The sequence below is a fragment of the Leptospira ellinghausenii genome (genome assembly GCF_003114815.1).
Taxonomy (GTDB): Bacteria; Spirochaetota; Leptospiria; order Leptospirales; family Leptospiraceae; genus Leptospira_A; species Leptospira_A ellinghausenii.
Genome location: NZ_BFAZ01000009.1, coordinates 1330494 through 1348056, shown reverse-complemented (window position 1 = coordinate 1348056; position 17563 = coordinate 1330494). Strand labels below are relative to the sequence as shown.

General features: G+C 36.0%; 16 protein-coding genes. 8 read left to right on the top strand and 8 right to left on the bottom strand.

The genetic code is table 11. The annotated features are described in order from the left end of the window. Positions 1–2013, bottom strand: a complete 2013-nt coding sequence (locus DI076_RS14900) for an OmpA family protein (RefSeq protein WP_108960547.1) — start codon at positions 2011–2013, stop codon at positions 1–3. A 93-nt stretch (positions 2014–2106) separates the two neighbouring features. Between DI076_RS14900 and folP the strand changes: the two genes are divergently transcribed. After that, positions 2107–2922, top strand: a complete 816-nt coding sequence (gene folP / locus DI076_RS14895; RefSeq protein WP_108960546.1) for a dihydropteroate synthase — start codon at positions 2107–2109, stop codon at positions 2920–2922. Between the two features lie 71 nt (positions 2923–2993). Here the strand turns inward: folP and DI076_RS14890 are convergent, their stop codons facing one another. Both DI076_RS14890 and DI076_RS14885 read right to left on the bottom strand, forming a co-directional pair. Beyond that, positions 2994–3917, bottom strand: coding sequence for a tetratricopeptide repeat protein (locus DI076_RS14890; protein ID WP_108960545.1), 924 nt, complete (start codon positions 3915–3917; stop codon positions 2994–2996). A gap of 1 nt (position 3918) precedes the next feature. Next, the gene (locus DI076_RS14885; protein ID WP_108960544.1) at positions 3919–4824 is read right to left on the bottom strand and encodes a tetratricopeptide repeat protein; all 906 of its coding nucleotides are present in this window, start codon (positions 4822–4824) and stop codon (positions 3919–3921) included. Between the two features lie 108 nt (positions 4825–4932). Between DI076_RS14885 and mpl36 the strand changes: the two genes are divergently transcribed. The 3 genes from mpl36 (at position 4933) to DI076_RS14870 (ending at position 9908) form a co-directional block, all read left to right on the top strand. Next, positions 4933–5808, top strand: a complete 876-nt coding sequence (gene mpl36, locus DI076_RS14880) for an RlpA family plasminogen-binding lipoprotein MPL36 (RefSeq protein ID WP_108960543.1) — start codon at positions 4933–4935, stop codon at positions 5806–5808. Between the two features lie 124 nt (positions 5809–5932). Next, the gene (locus DI076_RS14875; RefSeq protein WP_108960542.1) at positions 5933–9157 is read left to right on the top strand and encodes a SpoIIE family protein phosphatase; all 3225 of its coding nucleotides are present in this window, start codon (positions 5933–5935) and stop codon (positions 9155–9157) included. 226 nt (positions 9158–9383) lie between these two features. Continuing rightward, on the top strand, positions 9384–9908 hold the full coding sequence (locus tag DI076_RS14870) for a DUF2147 domain-containing protein (RefSeq protein WP_108960541.1): 525 nt from the start codon (positions 9384–9386) through the stop codon (positions 9906–9908). Between the two features lie 64 nt (positions 9909–9972). On the opposite strand, the gene dcd is transcribed toward DI076_RS14870, so the two are convergent. Together dcd and DI076_RS14860 are read right to left on the bottom strand one after the other, a co-directional pair. Further along, entirely contained in the window at positions 9973–10497 is a 525-nt protein-coding gene (dcd, locus tag DI076_RS14865; protein ID WP_108960540.1) for a dCTP deaminase, read from the bottom strand. Between the two features lie 3 nt (positions 10498–10500). Continuing rightward, entirely contained in the window at positions 10501–11274 is a 774-nt protein-coding gene (locus DI076_RS14860) for an enoyl-CoA hydratase-related protein (protein ID WP_108960539.1), read from the bottom strand. A 69-nt stretch (positions 11275–11343) separates the two neighbouring features. On the opposite strand from DI076_RS14860, the gene DI076_RS14855 reads away from it, so the two are divergent. Further along, on the top strand, positions 11344–12036 hold the full coding sequence (locus tag DI076_RS14855; RefSeq protein WP_108960538.1) for an LIC10067 family putative lipoprotein: 693 nt from the start codon (positions 11344–11346) through the stop codon (positions 12034–12036). Here DI076_RS14855 and DI076_RS14850 read toward each other — a convergent pair. After that, positions 12033–13514 (bottom strand): hypothetical protein, encoded by a 1482-nt coding sequence (locus DI076_RS14850; protein ID WP_108960537.1) that lies wholly within the window; start codon positions 13512–13514, stop codon positions 12033–12035. The genes DI076_RS14855 and DI076_RS14850 overlap by 4 nt on opposite strands. Positions 13515–13558: 44 nt before the next feature. Next, the gene (locus DI076_RS14845) at positions 13559–13909 is read right to left on the bottom strand and encodes a VOC family protein (RefSeq protein WP_012390172.1); all 351 of its coding nucleotides are present in this window, start codon (positions 13907–13909) and stop codon (positions 13559–13561) included. A 139-nt stretch (positions 13910–14048) separates the two neighbouring features. On the opposite strand from DI076_RS14845, the gene DI076_RS14840 reads away from it, so the two are divergent. Continuing rightward, complete coding sequence (locus DI076_RS14840) at positions 14049–14513, top strand: hypothetical protein (protein ID WP_245918451.1); 465 nt, start codon at positions 14049–14051, stop codon at positions 14511–14513. A gap of 3 nt (positions 14514–14516) precedes the next feature. After that, complete coding sequence (locus tag DI076_RS14835) at positions 14517–15437, top strand: hypothetical protein (protein ID WP_108960535.1); 921 nt, start codon at positions 14517–14519, stop codon at positions 15435–15437. 34 nt (positions 15438–15471) lie between these two features. Here the strand turns inward: DI076_RS14835 and DI076_RS14830 are convergent, their stop codons facing one another. Then, positions 15472–16695: an MFS transporter gene (locus DI076_RS14830; protein ID WP_108960534.1), complete on the bottom strand. Its 1224-nt coding sequence runs from the start codon at positions 16693–16695 to the stop codon at positions 15472–15474. Between the two features lie 87 nt (positions 16696–16782). Here DI076_RS14830 and DI076_RS14825 point away from each other — a divergent pair, with 87 nt between their 5' ends. Then, positions 16783–17562 carry an SDR family NAD(P)-dependent oxidoreductase gene (locus tag DI076_RS14825; RefSeq protein ID WP_108960533.1) on the top strand — a complete coding sequence of 260 codons (780 nt, stop codon included), beginning with the start codon at positions 16783–16785 and terminating at the stop codon, positions 17560–17562. Position 17563 lies beyond the last annotated feature (1 nt).

The window sequence follows — 17563 nt, the reverse complement described above, 5'->3', positions numbered from 1 at the left end:
TTAGTCTATCTTCTTAAAATTCACACGTCTATTGCGAGATCTTCCTTCTTCTGTTTCATTGTCTGAAATTGGTTGCGAATAATGATAAGCTTGCACTTTCATTCGTTCTTTTGGTACACCTTTCAAACGCAAATACTGATAAACAGAGAGAGCTCGATCTTCACTTAGATTGATGTTGTATTCTTTATTCCCTATATTGTCGGTATGCCCACCAATTTCAACTTTTTCATTTTTATGTTGGATAAGGAAGTCCGCCAAAAGATCCAATTTTTTCTTATCCTCATCGCTCAATGTTCGTTCGTTGAACGGGAAATAAATAATTGTGTTGTACAAATCATCAAAGTCTTTTATATTTCGAAGGTACAAAACTGTCTCTTTACCTGACATCTCTTGGATTTTATCTTTTGAAAACAAAAAGGTTTCTTCTTTAAACCCTTTGGCACGAGCTAAGATCTCAAAGTCCATCGTAGGTGTTTGGTCTAAATCGAAATGACCATCTGTGGCCGATAAAGATTTTCCCTTACGTGTCAAATCATCAAAATAAAAACAAATTGCATTTGGTATGACTAAATCTGTTTTTTTATCTTTTACTACAAATCGGATCCCTTGAATGGTTTTGTCAGGACGGTTGTCTTTAATAGGTCGTATTGGCTGCAAAATGATTTGTGAATATTGTTCTTTGTCTTTTCCCAAATTGCCGCGGAGATCGAGTAAAATTTCTGTTGGATGGAATCCAGGTGAAGAGACTTCCACTCGGTAGAGTTTTCCTGTTTTAATTGTAGTACGAAAGTTTTCTGCATCTTCTAAAGAAAGATCCCCACCGATTCGTTTTGATGTGATCACTTGGATTGGTTTTGTATCATCGTAAATTTTTAAGGTTGAGTCTAAACCAATCATAATGGCTTCGGATCCATCTAAGACCAGACCGCGAAATACAAAGTCATAGGTCCTTCTCAAATCCTCTGGAACCATTGTACGATAAATATCAAATTGACCTTCACCACCAGGTCGATTGGATGCAAAGTAAAACCAAAGATCGTCATACGTCACAGATATTCCCTCATTGTCACTTTCTTCCCAAAGGCTATAAGTAGAATAATCAGAAGGTGTATCAAAAGGAAAACCTGTCGATTCGCCTGACAGTGGTTGGTTGGTATTAAATGGATTGCCTAATAATTTAGGGGGTTCAAATTGCCCATTGGCTTCGTTCAATTCGCTAAAATAAAAACTGAATTTTCTATTTTTATCGCCACGGTTGGAACTAAAATACAATCTAAGCCCATCCCAATGAAAGTTGGGACTGATTTCGTCTTCGCTTGTGTTGATCACGGGACCAAGTGAAATAGGTTTTTGCCAAATACCATCTCTACATCTGATTTTTGGTTTATCTGGATTTTTTTCTGTGTCTTTTGTAATTGGTTCCCGTTTTGAAATCCATAAATCAAATCCACCAAGTCCACCCGGACGATTGGATGAAAAAACAACCGAACATCCATCAGGTGAGACTGCGGGCATTTTATCTTCAAAATTTGAATTGATTTCATTCACATGAGTGGGTACTGACCAAAGACCTGTTCTTTGATTGATCTTTGTATAATAAATATTTAATCCGTCATAACCTTCTCGGTTTTTTTTGACATCTTTTTGTGTTTTATCTCGAACTGAAGTGAAGTATAATTCGTATGGTTTTTCCTCTTCATCAAATAGAATCGAAAACATTCCTTCAAAATTGGTTGTATTCAATTCTCTGAAATTTTTAGGAGCTGACCAGACTGGCAATTTCATTCGGTCAGGAAAACTTAAGTTTTCAGAAATCCAAAGGTCCATTCCTCCTTCTCCACCAGGTCTGTTGGATTGGAAGACCAAATACCTGCCAGTTGGTGATACAATTGGATTGTATTCCACATTTTGGGTATTGAGAGGTGGGTAAAACCTTACGTCCTTCACTTTCGGAAGTGGTTGGCCGAGGATTGGAAACACCGAAATCAGTAAGGAAACAAGGAATTTTTTCATCTGCCGTCTCTCCTATGTATCGGCTGATCGGAATTTTCTGCCAAGGGAAAAATATGGCTTTAAGTGAGAGGTACATAGGGAATCTTCACAATCATGGCTGAAATCTTCGGAATCCTAAACATAACAACTGACTCTTTCAGTGATGGAGGGAAGTATTTAAATCCAGATGAGGCAATTAAAAAAGGTACACAACTCTTACAAGAAGGTGCCGATTGGTTGGATGTTTCAGGGCAATCATCAAATATAGCTGCAAGTTTGGTCACAGAAGAGGAAGAATGGAACCGTGTGGAACCAGTGATACGTTACTTTGTTCCCAAAGGTGTTCGAATCAGTTTGGATAGCTTCCGTCCCGAAGTCCAAAAAAAAGCAATTGAAGCTGGTGTTCGTTGCCTTAATGACATCACAGGATTTACCTATGTAGGTGACCGCGATTTTTTAAAACCATATAGCCAAAAATACCCTGATTTAAAATTTATCATCATGCATTCGCATAACAAAAATATTGCGAAAGTAAATTCTACATTATCACCTGAAAAAGTAATTAAAAAAATTCAAATTTTCTTCAGAGATAGAAGGAATGAGTTATGTTCTCTAGGAATCGAGGAGTCTGCAATTTTTTATGATCCTGGAATGGGATTTTTTCTAAGTGATGACCCAATGGTTTCCTTTCGAGTTTTGCAAGACCTCGAAATCTTAAAATTAGAATTCCCTCAGCTTATGGTGAGTGTTTCCAGAAAATCTTTTTTAGGAAATGTATTAGGAAACTTACCTGTTGAAGACCGAGAATTTGCAACCCTCGCATGTGAACTCCATTTGTTAAAAAATAAAATTTCATTCATTCGAACGCATAACGTCCTTAAGTTGAGGCAAGCAGAAAAAATTTGGAATTTATGCCAAGAAAATGAATAAATCCAATCCTAAATCATGAATTCATTCTTGCCTTTAAAATCAATGATTATGAATAGAAAATTGTTTTTAGTTTAACTTCTTCCAGAACGAATTGCTTTTCGAACATCTTTCCCTTCTTTCGATAAGGTTGGGAAAAAAACTGATTCAGGGACTGAATATCCTTTTTCCTTCGCTTTTCGATAATAAGGTAACAAGGTATCCCATTTTGGATTGTCTTTTAAAACTAGAAGTGTATCTCTCCAAAGTTCCAAAAAATTGATATCTGATTTTTCATTTGTAGAAGCTGATTCAGCCCACTTGAGTGCGATCTCATACCGCCCCAATTCATAATTACCTTTTAAAAAGTAAAAATGGTATTCTTTGTTTTTTTTAGCAGAGACTTCTAATGATTTTGCATAATCAAGTAAACTATACCAATTCCCTTTGTGGACTTGAATGTCTGCCATTCCATACAAAGCATTTTCATGAAACGGTACAACTTCTAAAATTTGGTTAAAATAACCTTCTGCAAATTGAAAATTTCCCACTTGTAGATAATAATTGGCAAGTTCTTCATAAGCAAATAACTCCCAACCTTTGACACGCGAGAGTGCATCCAAAAGGATCACTTTTTCTTCCAATCGTAATCGAAGTTCTAATTCTTTTAAAATTGATTGGTAAGTTACCGAACTACGAGAAGGTGACTCTTTGGTTACCTTCTGTTTTAGAACTTCATATTCATCTAATAGAAAATAAAACCGTAATCGATTAAGGTGTAAAGATACGTCATTAGGATTTGATAGTATACAATTGTCCCAAGTGGCAGCTGCAGAATCTAGCTGAATGGTCTTTGTGAAACGAATTCCCTCTTCATTACATTCTTTTGCTTTTGGATCGGTAGATTCTAAAAATAAGGTATCTGATTCGAGTACATCTTGTTTGGCGATTGGATAACGACAATTTTCCAATCCAAAAATCAAAAAAATGGCAAAAGAAAAATAAATGGAAGGTTTCAATTTAGGAAGTACCGTCTGAATCTGCGTTTTCCTTCATCTTTTGCGCAAATACTAAATACTGCATCGCTTTTTCTGGGTTTCCATTGAAAAGATACAACAAACTTAAATCCAAGGCCTCTTGCGGATCAGGGGGTGAAAATTCTTCTGGATTTTCTTTTGATAGTTCTAATTTCGTTTTAAATTCTTTTAATTTCTTTTTGGCTTTAGATTGGATTCTTTCCAAACTTTCTTTTGCCATTTGGTCTTCTTCTTGCCAAGCAGACTGTAAACTTTCATTAAAATGTGTGAACCCAACATCTTCTTTTACCATAGTTGTTAGTAAATTTGCAGATGCTTTATAGTTCCCTTGTTTGGCCAAAATTTCGGATTGGATGATTTTTAACTGAGCATTACCTGGATATAAAATCAAATAACGCTCAATCATTTTTAAACTTTCTGGAAAACGATTCCTTTCGTAATAAAACATCGCAAGCCCTCCTAAAGCTGATTTATGGTTAGGTTCAATTTTGATGACATTGTTCAAATACACTTCAGTTTTCTCATCGTTTCCCAATTTCTGGTATGCTTGGGCGAGTAATAAATGAGCTGAAATAAACTTCTTTTCAAAAGATAAAGTTTGTTTTAAGAAACTAATCGCTTTTTCAGTTTCGTTGTGTTTATAAAGAGAAACAGCCAGATTGTAACTGTTTTTAACATTCGCATGTAATTTGTATGCTTTTGAAAAAAGAGGAATCGCATCTGCGTGTTTGCCTTGTTTCGCGTAAATGACACCTAGGTTTTGTAAGGCTAGATGGTAATTTGGATCTTTTTCTAATAAAGATTTGTATTGGGTTTCGGCACGGTCCCATTCACCATTCCGCTCCAAACGCACTGCTTCATTGAATAGAGTCTGGATTTCCTGTGCCATACAGAGCGATTATCGATTCAGAATCGATTCTCCCCATAGAAATTTTATCACGAGAATGGAAAAACCAACCGAAAGGTACACACAAGAGTCCAGAGAAAGGGGAAAAATATGCAAAGGCTCATACTCATTACCATTCTATTGTGGTTCGTATCCTGCAGTACTGCAGATGCTACGAGACGGGATTATAGTGCTTCCGGTGATCCAGAAGATATATTTTTTGAACGTTCACAAAAATCCAAACCAGCTGGTTCCAATGACCCTGTTGCAAGGTCAATCATGGATGATTTAGATGCAAAGTCCAAACCTAGCACTACTTCACCACAAGCTGAATTACCAACCAAAAAACCGACGACTCAGTTTGATGAAGTTGGTCTTTCTTCTTGGTATGGACAAAAATTCCAAGGTAGACCGACTGCGAGTGGTGAACCTTTTGACAGAATGAAAATGACTGGGGCTCATAGAACATTACCCATTGGAACAGTCGTTAAAATCCAAAACTTAGAGAACCAAAAAGAAGCTGTGGTACGGATTAACGATAGAGGACCCTTTGTAGATGAAAGGATAGTGGATGTATCTGAGAAAACTGCAGAAATCTTAGAATTTAAAGACAAAGGTGTCACCAAAGTTGGGATTAAGGTTTTAAAAAAAGGGGAGGATGAATTGGCAGATGACTTGGATGATTCTGACCTTTTAGATGATGCTCCTTCAAAACCAGAAAAACTCACCCCTGTCAAACCAGGTTCACCAAAACCATTGGTAAGTGGCAAAGGATTCACTGTTCAAGTTGGTGTTTTCCAGGAAAAAGAACGAGCTATCAAGTACCAAGAGACCATTAAGTCTGAATACAACCAAACAGTCTTTGTCACACCGAGAGATGGCAAATATGTAGTTCAAGTTGGTGATTTTTCAGACCGTGCGAAGGCAGAATCCCTCAAATCAAAATTAAAATACGACGGAATTGATTGTTTCATCGTTACCCGTTAGACATTTCCCCTTTCCTCCGAGCAAAAAAGTACAGTCCTGATTTGCTCGGAGACGGCGGAAAATGAATTGATTTCACATATCCGCCTGTTACGATTTCGTATTAAATTAACATCTAGAAGACCCTATGGAAAGCACATTATCCGTTGACCACATACTAACAAATTATTATACATTCGGTAGTTTAATTGTCACTGTCCTCCTTGCGGTCTTGGCAACATTTTTCTTTTCACTAAAAGACAAAACTGTCGCAACCAAACACTTAGCTTTAGCATGTTTATTTTTAGCACTTTTCCAGCTTGGATACTTACTAGGTGCCTTTTACTACCATCCGATTGCTTCTTACCATCGTTGGATAACAGGTGGAATTATCATTTTTGGTATCATCCATTTTGGACAATACTTCTTTCGTTTCCCCGACAATAGAGATTATAAAGCTGCAAACATTATCCAAGTAATCTCTTACGTAATTGCAGTTGTAGTTGTGTTATGGTTTCTAGTAAGTGTTTCCCAAGGGGAAAGGAAATACCATTTTACGGCTCACCATTGGGATTTTAATTCAGAGGGTGCCAGCCGAATTTTAAGTTTATTCATCGCTGGTTATTCTTTTTTCAATTTCATCGGATTACCATGTTATAGATTATTAAATGTAGAAAAAGACAAACGTAGCACCCTCCTAATCATTATGATTGCAGGTTTGATTGCCGCGGTAGTTCCAAACATAACTAATGTTATGAGTCGTGATGGAGCAATGGAAAGATCTACTTATCTGACAGCAATAGTATTAACTTTCACATTCTCATTCTTTATCATCACGATTACTTTCATCAACAATAGTACAGAACGTACCACTTTTATGGTAAAAATTGTTGGGATTTCGTTTGTAACCATCCTTCTCATCATGCAAGCATTCTCTTATTTGGTGGACCAAGAAAAGGAACTTTCCTTTGATAATACCGCCATCCAAAAAGCCTTACGTGTAGCGGAAGGTGGAGAAAGATCAAAGGACATCGTCTTTATGATTGAATACGATTCCAATGGACAAAATCTTAAAAAAGCGTACTTACCTTCCAACGTTACCCTGGACCTTCCACTCGTCCAAGCAGATTTATACAATACTGCACTTTACAATGAAGTTGTTTCTTTAGGAGATTCCGATTACCGAAATTCCCTTACTTCTTTATTATCAAAAACACCATATTACTTTGCTGGTTACAAAGATGCCATCACTCATTTTTTAGGTGATAATCCAGATCTAGAGGGCAACGAACTCAAAACCGAAGTCTCTAAACTCATTGAAAAATTAAACAAACGTACATTCATTAATACCAATAAATTGGTAGACATCGATCCAGATAACTTCTGCGAAGAAGGTGTCAAATACATCGAAAAAGTCAAAAATGTTGATACATTCCGAGACTCAATCCTCAAACACGTAAATGAATGTAAATGGGATGGAAAAGAAATTTCTGGCCGTGACTTAAAAGTGGAAATGTTAAAATTTTTCCGTTATTTTAAGCCAGATTTAACTCGTCACTACCGTAAAGATTTGGATGGACTTTCGCATTACGTGGCTTATATGACCTACGATGCAAAAAAGAAAATCAATCTGGAAGTAGGTTTTAACTACCGCGATTACAGAAATTACATGCATAAATCGGCTAAATTAGAACTCGTGATCCTTGCAATCGTAATGATCGTTTTATTAGTCATTTTTCCATTGTTCTTTCGATCTGCCCTTGTGAATCCACTTTATGCTCTACTTGCTGGGGTAGAAAAGGTAAACCAAGGAAATTTAGAAGTTGAAGTGCCTATCAAAGTTAATGACGAAATTGGATATTTAGCCGAATCATTTAACGGAATGGTATCTTCCATTCGAGACGCCAGAAGAGAACTCCAAGATTATGCAGAAAACTTGGAAGAAAAAGTAAAAGAAAGAACAAAAGAACTCCAAGAAAAAATGGATGAGATCCATCGGTTAAAAGTTCAACAAGATGGAGACTACTTCCTAACTTCACTTCTCGCAAAACCATTGTTCTTCAATGCTAACAAATCGGAGAACATTCGTTGTGATTTTTTTGTGCACCAAAAGAAAACTTTTGAATTCCGTAACAAAACGGGAGACTTAGGTGGTGATATTTGTATCACAGGAAACTTAAAATTAGGAAAACCTGATGATTTCCGCCGTTTTACCATGGTGATGAATGGGGATGCAATGGGTAAATCCATGCAAGGTGCTGGTGGATCACTCGTTATGGGTGTTGTGATGAATTCCATTATGGCACGTTCCGCTGGTAACAAACGAATTTTAAACCGTACACCGGAAGAATGGCTAACAGATGTTTACGAAGAAGTGAATGCTGTCTTCAAATCATTTAGTGGAACGATGGTAATTTCTGCTACCGTGATGCTCATTGATGACGAAACGGGAAAGGTTTGGTATTTTAATGCGGAACACCCTTACAGTATTTTATACCGAGATGGCAAAGCAAGTTTCATTGAAAGTGAATTAAAACTTAGAAAACTTGGACTTGATTCTGAATATGCATTTGAAGTGCAGTCTTTCCAATTATTACCAGGGGACCAACTCATCCTTGGTTCCGATGGTCGCGATGATATCGATTTAACTCCTGATGAAGATGTAAGAACCATCAATGAAGATGAAACCATGGTTTTACGTTTTGTAGAAGAAGCTGATGGTGATATTTATGAAGTCGAAAGACTAGTGAAAAATGCAGGAGATATCACAGACGATATCTCTATGTTGAGTGTGGTCTTCAAAAGTGAAAAATCACCGATCCATCATACACCGCCAAAAGACGAAATCGCCAACCAACCAATAGATGATTTTTTCGATACACCAGGTGATGATTGGGATGAAGCACTTACAACTGCTGGGGCTTTTGAAGAAGGAAAGGCACTTTACCAAAATGGTGAAATTGAACGTGCCATTACCGTCATGAAAAAAGCATTTCTCGCCGATCCTTATAACCAGAAACTCAATAAATTCTTAGGACTGGTCAGTTATAAGGGAAAAGAATACGATATTGCTGCAAAAGTTTTGACTGAGTTTTTAAAAGAGAACGAAGGTTCTGGCGAATATTGGTATTACCTTGCGATGTCAGAGAAAAAATTAGGGAATTATGAACGTGCTCTAAAAGCAGCACAAGAAGCATTAAAATATGACCCTGAAAATTTCCAAAACTTAATCAACCTTGCAGACGTTAGTCGATTGTTGGGAAATGTAGACAGAGCTCTTACCTATGTCACAAGGGCACAGTCAATCGATCCAACCAATAAAAACGTGGTCAAACTTTCTAAATTATTAGAAAAAGCAACTAGCCTCAATTAATTGAGGTTAGAGCTATGTTTTCCATAGACATAGATTCTAAATTTTTTTTTTAAAGTTTAGAAATTGGAAAAGAGCTAAAATGAATTTCAACATTTTGGCTCTTTTTGTATTCAGAACACTCTGCATTTTCTTAGATTCAATTGTATAAAATTTTAAAAAACCAGCTTGCCATACATACGAAAATCTGACAAAATAAGCGAATCCATTTTTTAGAATAAGGATCTGTATGAATTTAAGAATTGTATTAAGTGTATGGGCAGTTGTACTTCTATCTAGTACTACATTATTTGCTCAAAATGCTGATGTTGCATTGGGAAGATACCTTCCACCAGAGAAAGATTCGGTCATCGAAATTTTCAAGTGTGGGGATAAATACTGTGGAAAAACAGTTTGTATCAAAGATAACGCTTACCCTGAGAAAGATAAAGACAAAGGTGTCCCAGGCACTCCTTACTTAGATCACAATAATGAAGATCCAAAGTTAAGAACTCGTCCGAATTTAGGTATGGTTTTCATCACTGGTTTTGATTATGTTGGTGAAGGTGTTTATAAAAACGGCCGTATCTACAATCCACGCGATGGAAAAACATACTGTGGAAAATTCACTTCTCTAGAAGGTGGAAACCGATTGGATCTAAAAGGAACACTCTGTTCCATTACGTTTATCGGAAAAACGAACAATTGGGTGAAACTCGGTGGTTTAAACTTAGATGATCCTAAATGGGATTGTACCTTTAAGACTAAAAAATAATTGAAATGATACAAAACCTGCCGACCGAATTGGCTGGCAGGTAAATGATTTTCACCAAAAGTTTTTACTTTTTCTCAAAGTCTTTATACAACAATGAAGGTTGGATGCCTTGGTTTGCTTGGTACTTCCCTGATTTGTATTCGCTGATTTCCCCTTCAACGGTATGATAAAAAATCTGACAAATTTGGACTCCAGCGTAAACACGTAATGGATGGGTAACTTGGATTTCTAATGTCCAAAATCCTTTAAAACCAACGTCACCAAACCCAGCTGTGATATGTACAAACATTCCAAGCCTTCCAATAGAAGATCTACCCTCTAACATTGGTACTAAATTATGTGTTTCAGTAAACTCGATGGTCCTTCCTAAATAAAGTTTTCCAGGTTCCAATAACAATCCTTCTTCTGGTATCTTTAGAGTTTGTACCGGATTTGGTTTTTTCATATCCAAAGGAAATTCAGAATAAACTAACAAATCCTCGTGAAGTCTTAAATTATATGAGTTTGGGTTTAAGAGTTTTTCATCATATGGTTCAATTTTAATATCAGAACCTAATCGTTTTAAAATTTCTTTACCAGTTAAAATCAAAGTTCATTCTCCCTTAAACATAGGTTTTCTTTTTTCTGCAAATGCCTGTAAGGCCTCTAACCTATCGTTTGTTGTTAACGTTTCAGAATAACATAATTGTTCCCACTGCAAGGCTGATTCCATCGGCAATGAATTTCCTTGCCGTATTGCCTTTTTGGATGCAGAAACAGCTATAGGTGCAGATTCCGCAATCTCCCTTGCTAAGGCAAGAGAAGAATCCTTCAAATCCAAGGGATTCACGACTTTAGAGACCAATCCTCGGCTCAGAGCCTCTGCGCTGGAGAATTTTTTTCCAGAAAAAATCCACTCCATTGCGGTTGATTCCCCTACAATTCTTGATAATCTTTGTGTACCACCAGCTCCTGGAATGATTCCTAATTTTGTTTCTGTAAGGCCCATGACAGCAGATTCACTCGCATAACGAATATCACACGATAAAGCCAATTCCAGTCCACCTCCAAAAGCAAAGCCATTAATGGCGGCAATTGTTGGGATAAATAAGTTTGCCAATTCAGAAAAACAAACATTGATATGGCGAAGAAATTTTTTAACCTCCGGTTCAGACATGTTTTTTCGTTCTTTTAAGTCAGCACCAGAACAAAACGCATCTCCTACACCCATAATGACAAGAGCACGAAATTTTTCCTTCTGAACGACTTTGATTGCTTGGTGTAACTCTTCCAAAAATTGAACTGAAATTGCATTTTTTGCTTCGGGTCTGTTCAGTTCAATAAATGCTACATAAGTATCGATCGTTTGGATGGAGACAGTGTTCATAGAATTTCCTGTGTGGTAAAAAATAGAAATGAATCTTCTAAAAAATATCCGATAATGGAAGTGGGTACCATGAGAAGGATTTTATACACAATCGGATTCTCGTTAGTGATTGGAAACAGTTTTTCCTGCGTGAAGTCGTCTTCAGAAGATCCGTTGGCTGCTTTATTAACCTCTGCACCTGTCATTTCATCGGTGACCCCTCAAATTGGAACTCCAGCTCAAAACAATTCCAATGCAACGTATAGTGCGACGGAAGTTGTGATCAAAGGTGAAAATTTTGGAATTGATCCCGTGGTTCGTTTCAACGATACACTTGCATCCATAACATTAAATCTTGGTACAGAACTTTACACAAAAGTGCCAGATGGTACATATTCAGGTTATATAACGGTTTCAAAATCAGGTGGATCTTGTTTGCCAAATTCGAAAGAGGGAGTGAACTGTTCTGGCACTGAATTCTTTGTGGACTGTTATGCAGTGACCAATAAAGCATATGGCCCCGAAATCGAACTCAAACAAGGACAAGGAATTTCTGTTGAATATGATGGAAATGAGACAAAAGCCTATAGAACAGATACATTGTTAAGTACTCGAAACTTAACGATAGGTTGTGACAGTGTAGTCACTGTTCGAGTGTTTAGTCGTTCTTGCAAAGCTACCGATTATGTACTTCAGAACAACCCCATCATTCCCTTTCCTGCAGGAGTTGCAACGCAGTTTTACGTTACAGCAGAATCTGCAACCTGTAGCTTAGTTCTTTAGTAGGATTTATTCTTCACAAATCGTTTGAATACGATGAGATTCGCAGCTCCCATCCACTCATTCATATACTCTCTAAAAATTGTTTCTCTTGTTTTTGATGCTTTGATTTCCGGATCAAGGTCGTCGTAATTTTTGATCACTAATCTAGAAATTTCTTTATATTTCTCTTCAATCATTTCTGTAATTTTTTTAAGTAAGGCTAAGTTATTTTTTTCTTCACCTACATTTGGCAAAATCACTTCGTTCCAATAATCGATTACATGTTTTTTTACATATTCACTTGGAATCACACGGATCACTTTTTTACCATCATTCCCTCTGGCATGGATATAACCAGTGTTCACTTCCATAAGAAACTTTTTGGCAATCATATAAAAGTGAGATGGACCTAAATGAAACAAAAAAACATATTTAAATTGAGTGGGTAACATCATATTCATCAGAATGATATTTTCACAAAAAGTAAAAAACTGTTTTAAGAAAGTTTGGTATTCGAGTTCGAAATCTTCAGCTGACTTACTTTTTTTTTCAAGACTTGTCATGGAACGAATTAATTCAGAACGTAACACTTGTTCGTCTGCACCTAAATGAGAATCTAAACTAATTGCATTTTTAAATAATGATTTTTCCGCAATATATTTATCCAATTCATATCTAAAAAAATAATGTTGGTCTGAGTTCCAAGTATACTTTCCATATGCTTGGATATAATTGAGTTCTCCTTCTGTTTTGTTTTTTTGTTTGATCGTCTTCCAATTATCTTTCACTTTTTCCTGATGACTGTTTATGACTTCATCAGCTTTGTATTCAATTCCAGAATCTTCAGGATCTAATTCTTTTGGTTTATCATATAAAGATTCTTCAAAAACGGAGGAAAGACGGTAAGTTCCTTTATCTCGGTATTTTGGTTTTGTAGGTTTGAATTCTGTTAAACAATTCGGATTATCAATTTGTAATATAAAACTCATACGTTTGAGTAAAATTTCTAATTGAAATAATTTTTCAAGAGCAGGAAGGATTCGATAGTTTAGTAGTCCGTTATTTTGAAATTCTAAATCAGCAAATTGGTTACTTTGAACAGCAGCTTTTAGTTTTTCCCAACCTTCTTTGGTTTCGATAAGGAAATATCTCAACATCTCAAAGATTAAATGGAACTGAATGAAGTCATCGCGATTGGTATCTTCCATGTGACGTGAAAAATACCGAGAGTAATCTTTCCTTACTTGAGCAAATAGATGTTTTTCATCTAAGTTAAAGATGATTTCTTTTATTTTTTTTTGTGATTTGTCTAGTTCTTGGTCGAGAGTTTTTCGGAAAGGTAAGATCTCACGTTTGTTTGCTTCGGTGAGCCCTGTGCTTAGGAATTGTAAAAAACTTCCAACGATGTTTTGGAAATTATTTAGAAAGTATACATAACCTTTCTTAAAATCAGCAATGAATTGGATCTCGTGATCATCCCCTCGAAACTCTTGCGACATACCAAGAGGATGTTACGAATAAAAGATTAAAAAAGCAACAGGTTTTAGTTAGAGTAAAAAATCTCGATTAAATTTTGACTTGGATCAGCAAAAGTAAGGCTTTCTCCAGAATCGGTTCCCTCAGGTCCCTTGATAATCTTTACATTCTTTTCTTCTAATTCGCTGATTGCTTCTGTAAAATCATCCACATCCATCACAAAACTAAGGATAGGAAGGGATCGATCTGAAACCTCTGCTTTCACCAAACGAATTCGGAACGAATCGAGAGAAAGAATTGCCTCAGTAGCCTTCTTTGTCTCCACTTCGAAGTCAAAAATGTCCCGGTAAAAATCGATAGAGGTGTCGAGTTGGGAGACGGGGATACTGACGTGGCCAATGCCTTCTACAATAATCATAATGGAATTACACCTTCGTGAACTTTTCTGTCATCATGCTTGAAAAAGCGGCTTTGTCGAGAAAAAAGCAATTTCCTTCCAACAAACTCGCCTGTAAAATTTGAATTCCAATTCCAAGATAGGAAAAAAGAATCAAATTATGAAAGTATTACGGATTTCACTCCTCATTTTAGCCATTTTCGCCCAATCCTGCAAAGAAGATGTCGTTCCCTTCTCTCCAAACCATGAAAAACTTGTAGAAACAGTTTTTTCGAAAAACCAAACAATCCTAGAAGAATATTTGAAAGAAAATCCAAAGCCGGCTTGGAAAGAATTTTCCGAATCAGTTCAAAGTTTAGGTACAAGTGGCCATCCAAAATTAAAATCTTGGGCAGACCAGATTGTAACCAACATACCATCAAATGAGAGTGATTTAGAATCTAGTTATGAAAAAATTTCCAAAATCCAAGAAATATTGATTCAAATGAAAGCCGAGGTACCAAATCAATTGAAGTACAATCGATTTTATTGTCCAATGGTTGATAAATCATGGTTAATGACTGGGAAAGAAGTAAAAAATCCATATGCTCCTGAAATGAGAGATTGTGGAGAGTTGATGCAATAATTCATGCCAAAATGCTTTTTAGGAACATCACTATATGAAGCCTGCCCTCCAAGTTGCAGGCATTCATTCGCTAAACAAGACGCAGACGAAGATTGTATAGCCAAAAACAAACTAGAAGCATTTTTGCAAGATAAAGTAACTTTCAAAATCGGCTTTTCCGCATTTTCACAAATTCCTGCAAAAAATTTAGAAAAATTTCTTTGGACCAACAAAGACAACCTTGAACTAATCACTTATTTTTTATACATAGGTGAGCCAACTTTAGTACGCGAAATCATAGAATCATTTTCCAATCATACTTTAAGTTATTTATTTAAAGTTGATTTTGAAAATTATATGAATCTTCGCGAATCTCTAAAACGAGAAAAGACGATAAAACATATGTTTGATATTCGAAGTTTCAAATATTGGACTTTTGTTAGTTATTTAAGAATTTGTGATTTGATTCAATATTTTGTCCGTTACTTGAAAGAACCAGAATATGCCTGTCAATTTCTGACTATCCTTCCATCCGAAGTGGTATCAAACTTAAATAAATATACTGGTTTGGATTATGAAGAAGAAAAATCGTTATACACCGCCTTAGGAGATTCAATTTATGAACTTCCTCTACAATCTCCCAAAATTTACGATCATATGATGCAATTATTTGCAGAGGATCCCGAAGTATCCATTATTTTATCGACTATGGAAGAATTGGTGCGTCGTCAAAATTTGATTTTAGAAACAAGTTCCAAACTCACATCCTATATTTCTGACCACAGAATTGATAAATACTTTCAATATATTTTCTCTGAATTAAGTGGTATTGAAATAGGAACCGCTGAAGAAATACTAAATCAACTTTTGGAAAAAAAGATGATCACACCTGCTCAAAAACGTATGATCATCGATTTTCTTGAAACTGGAAAATTAGAATTATAGTATAATCTAACTTTTGCTAGTTTCGTTTAATTTTCTAACCTGCAATTTTAATATTTTTTGCCAGGTAAACACTAAACAATAAACTGAAAACAGAAATCATTCCAACCAACTCATAATTCAAAAACTGTTGGTCAGATGTTTGCACTAAAATCAATCCTGCGACGAAAGATGCAGCTCCTGAAGCAATCTGTTGAATGGCAGAATTCACTGACATAAAACTCCCACGAATTCGTGGTTCAACAGCAGATGTTACCATCGCAAATGCAGGCACCATTCTTCCTGAAACTAAAATCATAAATACAGTTGTGATGACGAGAACGATAGGCAGAGAAGTTTTTGTTAAAGTAACAACTAATACGATGGGAATAATAGCCAATATTGATATGATTTGATATACTTTTAACTTTCCAAAACGATCAGCAAGTTTTCCAATCAGACGACTTGTAAAAAAAGTAAATAAACCACCAAAAAAATATATATATGGCAATTCATCTACCGCCAAACCAACATTAGATACCAAAAATGGACTTAAAAAAGGGATAATAGTAAATCCACCAAACATTAGAAAAACCATAAAAATAAAAGGTGCCATATGGTCTTTTTTAAGGAGAACTTCTTTGAGTGACTTAAACTGAGATTGTTTTGGATGTTCATCAGAGTCTAGATGGTATCGGATAGCTGGTAATACCTTGTATCCTATCGGCAAAATCAAAAATCCTGCAATTGCTAAAGATAAAAACGGAAAATGCCATCCATACTGATTGGCTAAGGATAATCCAATTGGAATTCCAATCACAGAGGCAACAGAAAAGGAACTCATCACCACTCCAGTTGCAGTTCCTCGTCTAAACACTGGAATGATATCTCCAATGATAGATAACACCGTTGCTCCAATCATCCCTCCAAATCCTCCTGCAATGATCCTTGCAAAAAGGAAAAATGAATAGTTAGGAGCTACCGCACATAATAAAGTTCCAAAAGAAAAACCAAAAAATAATACAAGTAAACTCATTTTACGATCAAAGGAATCTAAAAACAAGGCTCCAACTAAACCAAAAACACCAGCACTGATTGAATAAGAGGATACAAGTAATCCAAAAGCAGCGGAATCAATTTTGAAACTCTGCATAAAAACAGGTCCAAGTGGCATCATAATAACAAAATCGAGTATGTGCAAAAATTGGAGTGCAGCTAAAATAAAAATTATGGCTCTTTCTTTTTGGATGGTATGAAGCGGATGGGTAAGAGGTTGGCTCATAATACGAATATTGACCAGGTAGTCAAAATTGCCAAAACAAATTATTTAAGAATTGCCAAGTTTTCGAAATTGAAATAAATTTCCCTTATGAAATATGCTTTAATTACAGGTGCATCGACAGGACTCGGAAAAGATTTTGCCCACTCATTGGCAAAAAAAGGTTATACTCCAATTTTGGTAGCAAGGAGTGCTGACAGGCTCAAAAGCCTTGCTAGTGAACTCAAACAAAAGTATGGAGTGGAAGGAGTTGTCATCGCTGAAGATTTATCTCTACCAAATGCTGCGGAAAAAGTTTATAAAGCTGTCAAAAAATTAAAAATAAATGTCAATTGCCTGATTAACAATGCTGGTTATGGACTCAATGGCGAATTTCACAAAAATTCTTTTTCAGAAGAATCTAAAATGATCCAACTGAATGTGACAACTCTCGCAGAATTATGCCATTTGTTTTTACAAGACATGGTAACAAGTAAAGAAGGTTTTATTTTAAATGTAGCATCCACAGCTGCTTTTCAACCAGGCCCACTTATGACAAATTATTATGCTACAAAAGCATACGTACTATCGTTAAGCGAAGGACTTGCTGAAGAAGTAAGTGATTACGGAATAACAGTTTCATGTCTTTGTCCTGGTCCCACACGAACAGAATTCTTCGAAAGAGCGAATATGTCGGGAAGTAAGTTAGTCAAATCATCTTTTTTGGCAATGAATTCACAAGATGTTGTTGAAATCGGTTTAAAGGCTTTGTTTGCAAAACGTGTAGTGAAAATTCCAGGATTCATTAACTTTTTGTTGGCAGAATCCGTTAGGATCACTCCAAGAATCATCATTCGTAAAATTGCAAAATCATTGAATAAAGTTGGATGAT